The following is a 13,916-nucleotide window of genomic DNA, read 5'->3' on the forward strand; positions in this document are numbered from 1 at the left end:
GCTCACCGTCTACGGCCCGAACCGGGGTCTCCACAGCGGCCACTACGGCAACTGGGCGCCCAACCCGATCGTCCGCCTGACGCACCTGATCGACGCGATGCGCGACGAAGAGGGCCGGATCTTGATCCCGAGGTTCGAAAACGACGTGCGGCCCCTGTCGGAAGCCGAAAAGCGCGCGATCGCCGGCGTCCCGCGCGTGGACGAGGAGTTGGAGAAGGAGTACGGTTTTCCACGGCCCGAAGGGGGCGGCGCGTCCCTCGTCGCGCTTCTCCATCGTCCGGCGCTGAACGTTCGCGGGATCTCCGCGGGACACGTCGGCGCCGAGGCCGCCAACGTGATCGTCCCGGAGGCCTCGGCCTCGATCGACTTCCGTCTCGTCCCGGACGAGACTCCCGAGAGCGTCCGCGGGAAGGTCGAGTCGTTCGTCGAGAAGCAGGGATGGTTCATCGTCCGCCAGGCCCCCGACGCGGCGACGCGCGCGGCTCACCCGAAGATCGTCCGCCTCGAATGGGAGGGCGGCTATCCTCCGGCGCGGACGCCGATGGACCTTCCCTTCTCGCGCGCCGTGATGGCGGCGGCCGAGCGAGCGGCGGGAGGACCGGTCGTCAAGATGCCGACCCTCGGAGGGAGCATCCCGATGTACCTGTTCCAGGGCGACGGTAAGGTCCCGGTCGTCGGCGTTCCGATCGCCAACCACGACAACAACCAGCACGCGGCCAACGAGAACATCCGGCTCAAGAATCTGTGGGACGGGATCGAGCTCTATGCGACCCTCTTCGCGGAGCTGTAGAGAGGGGCGCGGCCATTCATCGAGCGAATACCGGCGCGTGCCGCCCCGCGAGGCCCTGCGACCTACGCCCCGGTAGGCCTCGGGACCTCGCGGGCGAGCCGCATCCGGTCTCGCTCGCGCCTGACCGCGCCCCGGGATTCCGGCGGTTGGCGCGACGCTGAAGCGCGGCCAGGCGCGAGCCCGATGGCATTCGGGCAACGCGATACCCGTCGGCTCCGAACACACCCACGTTTGGCGCGGGGGCTCATCGCATCGCGGAAAGCTTTCGCCTCGGTGGCTCGCGCCCTGGCCTGCGCGGCGATCGGCGCGCTCAGCGCTGGATACCCTTCGCGAACAATCAGGCGATGCGATAAGCCCCGGGGCCCGACGAGAACCCGAGAGCAAGCGCGTCACCGTCGAGGAAGCTTGCCGGAGCGCGTGCCGTAAACTTCCGCGCCCGCCGCTCGTCTGATCGGGCGGAGGTGGGAATCATGAGAACCCGAAAGTCCCTCGGTGTCCTGACCCTCGCCGCGATCTCGCCGTTCCTCTTCGTGCCGCTCGCCGCGGCGGAGACGCGGATCCACGAGCGGAGGGAGAATCAGCAGCGGCGGATCGCGCAGGGGATCGCGAGCGGACGGCTCACGCCCCGCGAGACGGCCCGGCTCGAGCGGCAGGAATCGCGGCTCCACGGGGAGATCCGCCACATGCGGGAGGACAACGGCGGAAAGCTCACGGCCAAGGACCGGCGCATCGTGAACCGGCAGCAGAACCGCCTGTCCCGCCGCATTTATCGCCAGAAGCACGACGGCCAGACCCGAAGATAGGCGCCGCCGCTCCGACGGCCCGACGCGCTCCTCCCGCTTCGCGCGAGCGGGGGTTACGATTCGACCCTGGAGGGTCTCCCCATGCACGTCCTCAGGATCGAGCATCCGGTGCCGAGCTTCGATGGATGGAAGAAAGCCTTCGACCGCGACCCGATCGGGCGCAAGCAGATGGGCGTCCGACGTTACCGGGTCTTCCAGCCTGTCGACGATCTCGACTTCGCCGCGGTCGATCTTGAATTCGACTCGGCCGCCGAAGCCGAATCCTGCCGGAGCGCTCTAATCCGACTCTGGGGCCGGGTCGAAGGATCGGTGATGCGCGACCCGCGCGTCCGGAAACTCGCCGTCGTCGAGGACGCCGCACCGTAGCCGGTCCCCGGGCTTCCGCGGCGGTCAGGACGACGACGGCCGGCGGCCCCGCAGCCCGAGCAGCTCATCCTCGAGCTTCTTCTGCTCCGTGACGTCGCGGAAGCTCCACACTCTCCCCACGACACGGCCGTTGATCTTCTGCGGGGTGGAATACCGCTCGAACGTGCGCCCGTCCTTGAATCGGACCCAGTCGTAGCTCTGGCCCTCCGGCTCGCGATAGATCTCGGCGACCTTCTTGAGGAACTTCTCGGGGTTCTGCACCTGCTCGATGACCCACGCGCGGAGCCGCGGCTTGTCGAACGAGGTGACGAGCTCCGACGGGATCCCCCACATCTCGACGACCTTCCGGTTGAAGTCGACCAGGTCGCCGTCGAGGTCCACCACCAGGATGCCGTCCGCGGTGGCGTCGAACGTCGCGCGAAGCAGCGAGTGCGCCCGCGCGAGCCCCTCTTCCGCGCGGAAGATCTCCGTCACGTCGCGGAACGTCCAGACCCGGCCGGACGCCGGGTCGCCCGATCGGCACGGCACCGAGCGGCGCTCAAAACGCCTCCCGTCCTTGAAGAGGAGCGTGTCGAAGCTCCGCTTCTCCGGATCGGAGTAGACCTCCATGATCTTGTGCACGAACGCCGCCGGGTCCTGGAGCTGCTCCAGGACGAACGCGATCAGCGCGTCGTCGTCCCGCGCCGCCGCGACGGGCGGCGGGACGTTCCAGAGCGCGACGAATTGCCGGTTGAAGGTGACGATCTTCCCGTTCCCGTCGACGACGAGAATTCCGTCGCCGATGGCGTCGAGGGCGGACTTCAGGAGCGCGAACGCCTCTTCGAGCCGCGCCGGCTCGCCGGGGACTTCGGGGGGATCGTTGGAAGCCACGGGAGCCGTCGAGTATACGTCGCTCCCCGCGGCTCGACGAGGCGGGCGCGACGCCTGGCGCACGCCCGTCCGGCTCGGCCGGTCGCGCGCCGGACAACGAAAAGGCCGCCCGTGAGGCGGCCTTTCCCGACGAACACCGTTCTCAGATCGAAGGCGGAGGAGGAGTCGAGCCGTCGGGCGGCGGCGGGGCGCTGCTGGTCGTCGTCGCGGGCGGCGTCGTCTGCACCGGGGGCAGCGTGGTCGGAACGGGCGAGGCGCCCGGAGCCGTGCTCTGCACCGGTTCCGGGGCGGGCGTCGCCTGAATGGGAACGGGGACCATCTTCGGCGCGGCGACCTCCGGGACGGGCGCCGGAGCCGCGGGCTCCGCCGGAGCGGTCTCGCGCGTTCTGGTGCGAGCGGCCGCCGAGTGCCGGCGGTGAGTCGTCGAGCTCGACGTCTCCGTCTTCGTCGGCGCGGGAGCCGCGGCCTCCGCTGGAGCGGTCGTCTCCGTCGAGGGGACGGCGCTCTGCGCGGCCGTCGAAGGCGCCGTCTCGGCCGTCGTGAGCGGCGGAGGAGTGATCGCTACGGAAGCCGCCCCGTTGTCGACCGACGACTGGGTCGTCGTGCTGGCAACCTTCGGCTGCCTCATCGAATGCGCGACCGCCAGAGCGATGACGACCCCGACGACGACGACGATTCCGAGAAAGATCTCCAACCGGGTTTTTCGGGAACGATCCGCCTGGGCAGTTCTTTCTAACGAAAAATGCTGAGAAGCGCTTGCCATTCTGACCTCCGATCAGGACAAAGTGCAAGATCGGGGCCAGCAGAGAAGTCCGAAATTCGAATACCGAAATCCGAAACAAATCTGAAATTCAAATCTCGAAACGACCGGGCCCGCAATTCGAGCCGGGACGCGAGAACCGGCTGTGCGGAGAATCGCATCGTCTCGGGTTTCGAATTTCGGGCTTGTTTCGGGTTTCGAATTTCGAGCTTCGAATTTCTACGCTATTCCTGGATCGCGCGGCGGATGTCTTCGAGCGCCATCTCGATGCGGTCGCGATGAGTGCGGAACGAAAGAACGCAGATTCGGATCGCGAAATCGCCGCCGAGCATCGTTCCCGTCAGGTGCACGCGGCCGCGCGCGTTCACCGCCTCGAGCAGCCGCCGGTTCGCCTCGTTGACTTCGTCGGACGGGCGCCCCGGCCACGCGCGGCGGAAGGCCACGATCGAGAGCTGCGGCTCCGCGAGGATCTCGATCTCCGGCATCGCGCGGAGGGCGTCGGCCGCGAGCCTCGCCAGGGCGAGCTTCTCGCGGAGGTTCTCGCGGAAGGGCGCGATCCCGTGGAGCCGCACGGGGAGCCAGACGCGGATCCCTCGCCAGCTGCGCGAGAGCTCCGGCGAGATCTGGCAGAAGTCGACGAACTCCTCCTCTTCCTGCATCTCCGGCAGGTAGTCGGCCGTGAGCGCGTGCGCGCGCTTCAACGCCCCGCCGTCGCGGACGAGGAGACATCCGGTCCCGTACGGGAGGAACAGCCCCTTGTGCGGGTCGAGGATCACCGAATCGGAACGCTCGATCCCGGCGAGGATCGCCCGCCCTTCCTCCGTCAGCGCGAAGAACCCGCCGTACGCCGCGTCGACGTGGAACCACAACCCTTCCCGGCGCGCGAGGTCGGCGAGCGCGGGCAGGTCGTCGACGGCGCCGGTGTTCGTCGTCCCCGCGTTGCCGACGACGAGAAACGGCACGGCGCCGGCGGCGCGGTCGGCGGCGATCCGCTCCGCCAGAAGATCGACCCGGATCCGGAGCTTCGCGTCCGTCGGGATCGACCGGACGCTTCCCGGCGGAAACCCGGCGAGCATCGCCGCTTTCTCGACCGAATGATGCGTCTGGTCCGACCCGTAGATCGACCCGGAAAGGAAATCGGGAGGAAGCTTCTCCCGGCGCGCGGTGACGATCGCCGAGAAATTCGAGATCGAGCCGCCCGAGGTCAGCACGCCGCGCGCGGCCGGCGGATAGCCGACGATGCCGGCCAACCACGCGACCACGTCCGCCTCGATCTGCGCGAGGCCCGGGGCCGCCGCCCAGACTCCGACGTAGCGATTCGTCGCGTCGGCGATCAAGTCCGCGACGGCCGTCGCCAGGATGCCGCCCCCGGGGATGTAGGCGAGGTATCCCGGACCGGGAGTGCAGAAGCTCGAAGGGATCACTCGGTCGAACAGCAGGTCGAGGAGGGGCTCGAGCGGCGCGCCGTGCTCGGGCATGCCCTGGCGGATCTCGCGGGCGAGCGCGGCGCCCTCCGACGGGGGCGCCGACGACATGCGCGGCAGCGCTTCGATGTACTTTCCGATCCGGGCGGTCGCCGCCTCGACGAGGGCGCGGAACTGACTCGGCGAGAGCTCGAGGGGACGCTCGGACGGGCTCGAATTCGGCATCGGGCGATCTTACCGTGGAGTCCCGGTTCCACGAGCCCGGACCGGGCGGCCGAAGGCCCGGCGGGTGAAACGAAAAGGCCGCCCGCGGCGTTTGATATCTTTTGACTATCAACGAGGAGCACCGAATGAAGATCGGCTTTCGTCTCACTGCGGCGGTCACTCTGACGTTCGCCCTCCCCCTCTTCGCCGCGCGCCGTCCCGCGGCCGCGCCGGTCGCCCCGGCCGCCGAGCCGGCCGACTTCTTCGGCAACGTCAAGATCCGGAATCTCGGGCCGGCCGTCGGCGGCGGGCGCGTGAGCTGCGTCGCCGGGATTCCCGGCGACCCCAACGTCTACTACGTCGGCGCGGCCGGCGGCGGCGTGTTCAAGACGGCCGACGGCGGCCTCTCCTGGAAGGCGATCTTCGACAAGGAGGCGACCGCGTCGATCGGCGCGATCGCTCTCGCTCCGTCGAACCCCAGCGTCGTCTGGGTCGGCACGGGAGAGGCGAACATTCGCAACGACGCCCTCCCCGGGCGGGGCGTCTACGTCTCCGGGGACGCCGGCCAGACCTGGAAGCGCGCCGGCCTCGAGCACGCCGGGCAGATCTCGAACATCGTGGTCGATCCCACGAATCCCGACGTCGTCTGGGTCTCGGTGTTCGGCCACGAGTGGGGCCCGAACCCGGACCGGGGAGTATTCCGCACGACCGACGGCGGCGCGACCTGGAAGAAGATCCTCTTCGTCGACGACAAGACGGGAGCCATCGACCTCGTCATGGAGCCGGGCAATCCGCGCGTCCTCTACGCCGCGCTCTGGGAAGCGCGCCGCTACCCGTGGGAGCTCGTCTCCGGCGGCGGCGGGAGCGGCATCTACCGCACGACCGACGGCGGCGACACGTGGAAGAAACTGACGAAGGGGCTGCCCGAGGGGCCGTTCGGCCGCATCGCGATCGCCGCCGCGCCGAGCGACCCGCGGCACGTGTACGCGCTGATCGAGGCGAAGAAGGGGATGCTCTGGGACTCCCACGACCGCGGCGACGAATGGAAGAAGGTGAGCGAGAGCCACCTTCTCGACGTGCGGCCGTTCTATTTCTCGCGCCTGTTCGTCTCGCCGGAGGACGAACGCCGCGTCTATTTCCTCTCCTTCGACCTCGTCCAGTCCGACGACGGCGGCAAGACCGCCCGGCCGATCGACCGGGGCGTCCACGTCGACCATCACGCGCTCTGGATCGACCCCTCCGACCCCTCGCGGATGGTGCAGGGCAACGACGGCGGCGCGTACGTGACGACGGACCGCGGCAAGACCTGGCGCTACTGGAACAACATCCCGATCGAGCAGTTCTACATGGTCGCCGCCGACTCCGCGACCCCGTATCACCTCTGCGGCGGTCTCCAGGACAACAACGCCTGGTGCGGTCCGTCCGACAGCCTGAGCCGCTCCGGGATCGGCGCCGCCGACTGGTTCGTCACGGCGGGAGGCGACGGCGAGTACTCCGTGCCCGCGCCGAGCGATCCGACGATCGTGTGGTCCGACTCGCAGAACGGGTCGATCAGCCGTCTCGACACGAAGACCCACGTCTCGCGCTACGTCCAGCCCTATCTCCTCGGCGTCGAGGACAAGAGCCCCGCGGAGCTGAAGTACCGCTTCAACTGGACCTCCCCGATCGCGGTCTCCGCGACCGACGCCAACGAGGCGTACCTGGGAGGAAACGTCGTCTTCCGGACCAGGGACGGCGGCGAGCACTGGGACGTGATCAGCCCCGACCTCACGCGAAACGACAAGTCCAAGCAGGTCGCCAGCGGCGGACCGATCAACCTCGACCTCTCGGGAGCGGAGACCTACGACACGCTGTTGTCGATCACGATCGCGGACCGCGACCCCGGCACGATCTGGACCGGGAGCGACGACGGCCTCGTCCACGTCACGCGGGACGGAGCGAAGACGTGGAACGACGTGACGCCGAAGGGCGCCCCCGCGTGGGCGCGCGTGTACCAGGTCGGCGTCTCGCCCTTCGACCCCGGGACGGCCTACGCTCCCTTCGACGCGCACGAGCTCGACGACGACCGGCCCTACGCCTGGAAGACGACCGACGGCGGAAAATCGTGGACGTCGATCGCCGCGGGCCTGCCGGCGGACGAGCCGGTGTACGTGATCCGCGAGGACCCAAACCGGCGGGGCTTCCTCTCCGCAGGGACCGGCGGGGGCATTTACTGGTCGCGCGACGGCGGCGCCCGTTGGGAGAAGCTCCGGGCCGGCTTTCCGACCGTCGCCGTGTTCGACCTGAAATTCGTCAGGCATGACCTCGTGGTCGCGACCCACGGACGCGGACTCTTCGTTTTCGACGCGATCGCCCCTCTGGAGGAGGCGACGCCGGACGTCCAGGCGGCGGACTTCCACCTCTTCGACACGTCTCCCGGCGTCCTCTTCCACACCTGGAACCGCAGCGGCTTTTCGCGGGACCTCGGCGCCGCTCCCAATCCCCCGCTCGGCGTGCGCGTCGACTACTCGCTCAAGTCCGAGATCAAAAACGAGAACGAGAAGGACGAGCCCGGTCCCGGCCGGAAGAAGACGCCGGTCAGGATCGTGATCACCGACGCGCAGGGTCGGCCCGTCGCGATCCGGTACGGCGAGTCGAAGGCGGGGTTGAACCGCTACGTATGGGACATGCGCTACGACGGCGAGAAGCCGGTCGCATTCCAGAAACGGCCGCCGGCCAACGAGTTCTTCACCCCCGGCGAGGGGCCGCGGGTCCTCCCGGGCGAGTACCGCGTCGCCGTGACGGTCCGCGGCAAGACCGAGACGAAGACCGCGCGGGTGGAAGCCGATCCGCGGATCCCGCCGCGGACGGAAATCGCCCGGGAGGGGACGCGCGCGGCGCTGGAGGCCCGCAACGAGCTCACCGCGCTCAACGACACCCTCAATCGGACGCACGACCTTCGCGAAGAGATCAAGAAGGTCGAGCGGCTCGGCCGCGAGGACGAGGGAGCGGAGAAGCCCGCGCGCTTTCCGAAAACCGCCGCGGCGGCGAAAGCCCTCGAGGCGAAGCTCTCGGCCTACCAGGACTCCGTCTACAACTCGCAGCGCCAGTACGACGTCGGCGCGGACGCGATCCACTTCCACACGAAGCTCCACGACTCGTACGAATCGCTCGCGCGGCAGCTCTCGTTCATGGGCGACGCGGCTCCGACCGAGGCGGCGAAGGAGGAGATGCGGCGCCTGCGGGGCGAGCTCGACGCGCGGCTCTCCGAGTTCAACCGGATTCTGGCCGACGACGTGCCCGCGTACGACCGGACGGCAGCGGCCGAAGGCGCTCCGACGGTGTGGGCGGGAGACCCGGTGAAGATCGAGGCACCGGCGCTGTGACGCCAATGCGGCCAGACGCGAGCGCGTCTGGCCGCGCCTCAACCGTCCGGGCAAATGCCGGCCCCGCAGCCGGCGCCCCGGCGGGTCGTGACCGGTCCGGTTCTTGCACCGTCCGGGAGCCATGACGATCGATCTGGACGGCCGAGAAGCGGACATCCTTCGCCAGGTCTGCGAGAGCGCGCTTTCCGACCTGCGGATGGAGGTCGCCGGAACGGAAAATCAGGAGTTCCGGGAGAACCTCAAACGCAAGGAGGAGTTCCTCCGCTCGCTCCTCGAACGCCTCGGGCACTCCCCTCTTTGAGCAGCCGCCTCTTGGAGCGCGCTTCGGTTCGTGGCAGTCCGTCAATGTGACGGGATCGTCCCCGATCGCCCGTCGAGCTCATCGCATCGCGGAGAGCCCGCCGCGAAGTGTATCCAGCGCGCGACGAGAGTCGCGGCCGCAAAGCGGCCGGCGCGTGAGCGCCGAGCGCGCCGATCGCCGCACACGCCAGTGCGCGAGCTACCGAACGGAGGGCTCGCGATGCGGGAGCGGGAGCGTCGGCGAAGGGGGTCACGGCAGGCGCGGTCGAGTCACACAAGGCCGCGAGCAAAGCAAGCCGCAACGCGACTTCTCCCGGCGGGAGAAGGTGGCAGCCGCAGGCTGCCGGATGAGGGCGGGTCCGAGCCGCGCCGCCGTGACGTGCTCCCGGTCCCCGAGCCAGTTCCCGCGACCCTCAGGCGGAGCGGCCCTTGAGCTTCGCGACGGTTTCTCCGATCCGCCGCTGCGCGGGCTCCGAGAACCATCCGTCGAGCCATGCGCACGAGTCCTCGTCGCGCGAGCGCGAGAGCGCTTCCGCGGCCGGACGGCGCAGCAGCCGCTTCATCTCGGCGAACGCCGGGCCGTCCGGGGCCAGGGCTCGCGCGGCGAGCACGGCCCGCGCTACCAGGTCGCCCGCCGGCGCAACCTCGTCGACGAGACCCGCGGCGGCAGCCTCCGCCGGAGAGAACAAGTGGCCCTCGAGCGCCGCGGCGGCGAGCGCCGGCGGAGCGAGCTGCGCCCGGAAGGTCTCGACGGCGATCGCGGGAAGCGAGAGCCCGAGCCGGACCTCGTTGACGCCGATCTTTCCCTCTCCGTCGGCCATGACGCGCCGGTCCCCCTGCATGGCGAGGATGCACCCGCCGGCGATCGCGTGACCGTTCACGGCGCAGACGACCGGCGCCGGGCGGAGAAAGAGGCGGAGCATCACACGATGAAATTCCCGCATCAGCTCGTCCATGGCCGGCCGGGACAGGCCGGCGAGCGCGGGGAGGTCGAGCCCGGCGCTGAAGATCCGGCGCGCACCGGTGAGCACGAGCGGCGCGGCGTCGCCGGCTTCGTCCAGCGCGGCGTCGAGCGCCCCGAGGAAACGGCCCTGGATGGCGTTCGCTTTCCCGTCGTCCATCCGGAGGAGGACGACCCCGTCGACGATCTCGGCTGCGATCATCCGCGAATGATAAACCGCGGATTGGCAGGCGTTTCCGCCCCCGCGGGGGGCGAATGGTCGAATTGATTCATTTGCACCATCTCGCTCCGGCGCGCTTCTGAAAAAATGCGGCTTTGAAGGAGGATCGATGAAATCGACCAAGAAGATCCTGGGAACGGCAGCGGCGGTCTACCTGGCGGTGATGGGCGCCGAGTCTCTTTCCGCGAAGCCCGCCTACGTCAAACAGGCGAAGGAAGCCGGATATCCGGCGAACAACTGCCTCTATTGCCACTCGGAGAAGCTCCCGAAGAAGGAGCACGCCAAAGAGCAGCTCAACGACCGCGGCAAGTGGCTTCTCGCCCAGATGGAAAAGCACAACGCCAAGGACGTCGACGTGACCTGGCTGAAGGATTACCCGGGCGGCAAGCAATAAGTCGGAAGGAACGAGGCCGACGATGCACGTGGAACCCCCGCCGCTCGCCGATCCGCTCCTGGATACGAGGCGGCGGTGGGTTACCCGCCTCCTCGGCACCACGCTCGGCGCCACGATCCTCTCGTTCCTCTATCCGGTGCTCCGGTACCTCGTTCCCCCGGTCACGTCCGAACCGTCGCTTTCGGAGCTCGAGCTTCCGTTCAAGGCCTCGGAGCTCGCGCCGAACTCGGGACGGATCGTGCCGTTCGGCGGCAAGCCGATCCTCGTCTTTCGCACGGTCTCCGGGGAGCTGAAGGCTCTTTCGGCCGTCTGCACGCATCTGAACTGCACGGTGCAGTACCGCAAGGAACGTTCGGACATCTGGTGCGCCTGCCACAACGGCGTCTACAACACCGACGGCGGCAACGTTTCCGGCCCCCCGCCGCGCCCCCTGCTCCCGCTCGAAGTCAACGTTCGAGGAGACAAGATCGTTGTCCGCAAAGTCTGAGAAGCCTCCGGGCTTTCGGCAGCGGACGCTCGAAGCGATCGGCTGGGAGGGCGTCAGCCACTTCGCGGAGAAGAAGGACGTCCCGGTCCACCGTTCGATGGTCTTCTACTACCTCGGCGGAATGGCGCTCTTCCTCTTTCTCGTCCAGGCGGCGACCGGGATCCTCCTCCTCCTCTACTATCGTCCGAGCGCCTCGGAATCCTACGAGAGCGTGCAGTACATCATGGCGGAGGTGCCCTTCGGCTGGCTCATCCGGTCGATCCACTCCTGGGGCGCCAACATCTTCGTCGGCGTGGTGATCCTCCACTTCCTCTCCGCGTACTTCGAGAAAGCCTACCGTCCGCCCCGCCAGTTCACCTGGCTGTCCGGCACGTTCCTCCTCTTCCTCGCATTCGGATTCGGCTTCTCCGGGTACCTCCTCCCGTGGAACACGCTGTCGTATTTCGCGACGAAGGTCGGGACCGACGTTCCGGCGCAGATCCCCTGGATCGGTCCGCTCCTCTCGCGGATCCTCCGCGGCGGCTCCGACGTGACGGGCGCCACGCTCTCGCGCTTCTACGGGATCCACGTGGCGATCCTGCCGGCGACCGCGACCGTCCTGCTCGGCATCCACCTGTATCTCGTCCAGCTGCACGGAATGAGCGTGCCGCCGAAGATCGAGCGCGAAGGCTCGGTGCGCAGGATGAAGTTCTTCCCGGACTTCCTCCTGCGCGACATGGTGGGCTGGCTCACGGCCGTCGCGCTGCTCGCCGTCCTCTGCGTCTTCTTCCCGTGGGAGCTCGGCAAGAAGGCCGACCCGTTCGCTCCGGCGCCGGCGGGGATCCGCCCCGAATGGTATTTCCTGTCGATGTTCCAGGCGCTCAAGTACTTTCCGGCCACGATCGCGGGCATCCCGGGAGAGCTCTTCGGCATCGTCGGGTTCGGCGTGATCGGGCTCGCCGTCCTGCTCGTGCCGTTTCTCGACCGCAAGGCGGTCGAGGGGCGCTCCTCCCCCTGGTGGAACCGCATCGGCGCGCTGTTCATCGTGGCGGCGCTCGTTCTCACGGTCCTGGCGCTGCTGCCGCAGCCCGGAACGGCGGCGGCGCCATGAGAGGCTTTCTCAGAGCGCTCGCCGGTCTCGCGCTCGCCGCTCCCCTCGCGGTGATCGCTCTCGGCGCCCCCGCGCCCCGGCTCGCGCCGCCGGCCGCCGCCGCGCCGGTGAACCAGTGCATGGAATGCCATCTCTCGCTCGACGACGACACCTTCACGCCCCCGGCCAAGGCGTTCCGGAAAGAAGACGTCCACGCGAAGGCGGGCTTCACCTGCGCGAACTGCCACGGCGGCGATCCGACCCAGGAAGACATGGACGCGGCGCACGACCCGAAGAAAGGATTCATCGGCAAGCCGACGCACCAGCAGATCCCGCAGGTCTGCGCGAAATGCCACAGCGACGCCGGGCTGATGAAGCAATTCAACCCGTCCCTCCGGGTCGACGAGCTCTCCGAGTACAAGACGAGCAAGCACGGGCAGATGCTGGTCCAGGGAGACCAGCACGTCGCGGAATGCGCGAGCTGCCACGGAGCGCACGGGATCCTCCCGATCAAGGACACCCGCTCGCCGGTCTATCCGACGCGGGTCGCCAAGACGTGCAACACCTGTCACGGCGACACGGCGCTCATGGCGTCCTACCACCTTCCCTCGGACGTCTACGCGAAGTACATGACGAGCGTTCACGCGAAGGCGATGTACGAGAAAGGCGATATCTCGGCGCCGACGTGCAACTCCTGCCACGGAAACCACGGCGCGACGCCGCCCGCCGTTTCCTCCGTCGCGAACGTCTGCGGCACGTGCCACTCCGTCTTCGCGGAGAAGTTCAAGCAGAGCGCCCACTCCCGGGCGTTCGCGGACATGGGGCTCCCGGGCTGCGTGACCTGCCACGGGAACCACGACATCGTCCAGCCGACGGAAGAATTCCTCGGGACCGGCCCGACGGGAAAATGCGGCTCCTGCCACGAGAAAGGCGACCGCTGCGACGTCGCCACGACCGCCATGCACAAGGACATCGTCGCGCTGCGGACGCGGATCGAAGCCGCGCACAAGATTCTCGACACCGCTTCCGAAGCCGGGATGGAGGTCTCCAAGCAGAAGTTCGACCTCACCAACGCCGAGGAAGCGCTCACGAAGGCGCGCACGGACGTGCACGAGCTCCAGCTCGCCGCCGTCCGCAAGGACGCCGACGAAGGGCTCGCGGTGGCCCGCGCCGCCGAGGCGGCCGGCCACAAGGCGATGGCCGAGCGGGACTATCGCCGCCGCGGACTCCTCCTCTCTCTCTTCCTGATCCTCTCCGCGATCGCCGCGCTCCTGTACAAGATCCGCGGCTGACGGCCGCCGGCTAGCCGGCGGCGTTCATCCCGGACGCCCGAAGTCTCCCCTTCCGGCGCGCGCGGTCCTTCATGAGGAAGAAGATCACCGGCGTGACGAGGAGCACGTGGATCGTCGACGTCACCATGCCGCCGACGATCGGCGCCGCGATCGGCCGCATGACCTCCGATCCCGTGCCGCTCGACCAGAAGATCGGGACGAGCGACAAGATGGCCGCCGACACCGTCATCAGTTTCGGGCGCAGGCGCAGGACCGAGCCTTCGCGCGTCGCCTCCAGGACGTCGTCGCGGGTCAGATCTCCCTTTCCGAGACGCTTGTCCAGGGCCTCGTGGAGGTAGATCACCATGATCACGCCGGTCTCGACCGCCACACCGTAGAGCGCGATGTAGCCGATCCAGACCGCGACGGAGAAGTTGTAGCCGAGGAGCCATTGGAGGATCACGCCGCCCGTCATCGCGTAGATCACGGAGAGCATCACGATCGACGCTTCGGAGGCGGACCGGAACGTCATGGTCAGCAGAACGAAGATCACCGCGAACACGATCGGGAGAACGATCTGAAGCGTCTTCTTCGCGTGGACCTGGAACTCGAACTGGCCCGCCCAGTCGAGC

At 68.5% G+C, this 13,916-nt stretch carries 14 protein-coding genes; 9 read left to right on the forward strand and 5 right to left on the reverse strand.

Features of this window, described 5'->3' with window-relative positions; translation table 11 throughout:
• The 3 genes from VKH46_16170 to VKH46_16180 all read left to right on the forward strand — a co-directional run.
• The coding region (locus tag VKH46_16170; GenBank protein ID HKB72375.1) for a M20/M25/M40 family metallo-hydrolase at positions 1 to 790 on the forward strand (790 nt) is incomplete at its 5' end.
• A 470-nt stretch (positions 791 to 1,260) separates the two neighbouring features.
• On the forward strand, positions 1,261 to 1,593 hold the full coding sequence (locus VKH46_16175) for a hypothetical protein (GenBank protein HKB72376.1): 333 nt from the start codon (positions 1,261 to 1,263) through the stop codon (positions 1,591 to 1,593).
• 81 nt (positions 1,594 to 1,674) lie between these two features.
• On the forward strand, positions 1,675 to 1,959 hold the full coding sequence (locus VKH46_16180; GenBank protein HKB72377.1) for a hypothetical protein: 285 nt from the start codon (positions 1,675 to 1,677) through the stop codon (positions 1,957 to 1,959).
• A 24-nt stretch (positions 1,960 to 1,983) separates the two neighbouring features.
• Here the strand turns inward: VKH46_16180 and VKH46_16185 are convergent, their stop codons facing one another.
• The 3 genes from VKH46_16185 to VKH46_16195 all read right to left on the reverse strand — a co-directional run bounded on the left by VKH46_16185 (position 1,984) and on the right by VKH46_16195 (position 5,238).
• A complete protein-coding gene (locus VKH46_16185) occupies positions 1,984 to 2,829 on the reverse strand; it encodes a PAS domain-containing protein (GenBank protein HKB72378.1) in 846 nt (281 codons plus the stop codon).
• 142 nt (positions 2,830 to 2,971) lie between these two features.
• Complete coding sequence (locus VKH46_16190) at positions 2,972 to 3,523, reverse strand: hypothetical protein (GenBank protein HKB72379.1); 552 nt, start codon at positions 3,521 to 3,523, stop codon at positions 2,972 to 2,974.
• Between the two features lie 290 nt (positions 3,524 to 3,813).
• On the reverse strand, positions 3,814 to 5,238 hold the full coding sequence (locus VKH46_16195; protein ID HKB72380.1) for a pyridoxal-dependent decarboxylase: 1,425 nt from the start codon (positions 5,236 to 5,238) through the stop codon (positions 3,814 to 3,816).
• 125 nt (positions 5,239 to 5,363) lie between these two features.
• On the opposite strand from VKH46_16195, the gene VKH46_16200 reads away from it, so the two are divergent.
• Both VKH46_16200 and VKH46_16205 read left to right on the forward strand, forming a co-directional pair.
• Positions 5,364 to 8,582, forward strand: a complete 3,219-nt coding sequence (locus VKH46_16200) for a hypothetical protein (GenBank protein HKB72381.1) — start codon at positions 5,364 to 5,366, stop codon at positions 8,580 to 8,582.
• A 121-nt stretch (positions 8,583 to 8,703) separates the two neighbouring features.
• A complete protein-coding gene (locus VKH46_16205; protein ID HKB72382.1) occupies positions 8,704 to 8,883 on the forward strand; it encodes a hypothetical protein in 180 nt (59 codons plus the stop codon).
• A gap of 412 nt (positions 8,884 to 9,295) precedes the next feature.
• Here the strand turns inward: VKH46_16205 and VKH46_16210 are convergent, their stop codons facing one another.
• Entirely contained in the window at positions 9,296 to 10,045 is a 750-nt protein-coding gene (locus VKH46_16210) for an enoyl-CoA hydratase/isomerase family protein (GenBank protein ID HKB72383.1), read from the reverse strand.
• 127 nt (positions 10,046 to 10,172) lie between these two features.
• On the opposite strand from VKH46_16210, the gene VKH46_16215 reads away from it, so the two are divergent.
• The 4 genes from VKH46_16215 to VKH46_16230 are packed head-to-tail and all read left to right on the forward strand — an operon-like array spanning position 10,173 to position 13,305.
• The gene (locus tag VKH46_16215; GenBank protein HKB72384.1) at positions 10,173 to 10,457 is read left to right on the forward strand and encodes a hypothetical protein; all 285 of its coding nucleotides are present in this window, start codon (positions 10,173 to 10,175) and stop codon (positions 10,455 to 10,457) included.
• A gap of 22 nt (positions 10,458 to 10,479) precedes the next feature.
• Positions 10,480 to 10,944, forward strand: a complete 465-nt coding sequence (locus tag VKH46_16220) for a Rieske 2Fe-2S domain-containing protein (protein HKB72385.1) — start codon at positions 10,480 to 10,482, stop codon at positions 10,942 to 10,944.
• Positions 10,928 to 12,034 (forward strand): cytochrome bc complex cytochrome b subunit, encoded by a 1,107-nt coding sequence (locus VKH46_16225; GenBank protein HKB72386.1) that lies wholly within the window; start codon positions 10,928 to 10,930, stop codon positions 12,032 to 12,034. The genes VKH46_16220 and VKH46_16225 overlap by 17 nt, the downstream gene beginning before the upstream one ends.
• Entirely contained in the window at positions 12,031 to 13,305 is a 1,275-nt protein-coding gene (locus VKH46_16230) for a hypothetical protein (protein HKB72387.1), read from the forward strand. The genes VKH46_16225 and VKH46_16230 overlap by 4 nt, the downstream gene beginning before the upstream one ends.
• A 10-nt stretch (positions 13,306 to 13,315) precedes the next feature.
• Here VKH46_16230 and VKH46_16235 read toward each other — a convergent pair.
• Positions 13,316 to 13,916, reverse strand: a 601-nt coding sequence (locus VKH46_16235) for an efflux RND transporter permease subunit (GenBank protein HKB72388.1), incomplete at its 5' end; no start/stop codon positions are given.

The organism is Thermoanaerobaculia bacterium, from assembly GCA_035260525.1.
In the GTDB taxonomy this organism is placed as follows: Bacteria; Acidobacteriota; Thermoanaerobaculia; order UBA5066; family DATFVB01; genus DATFVB01.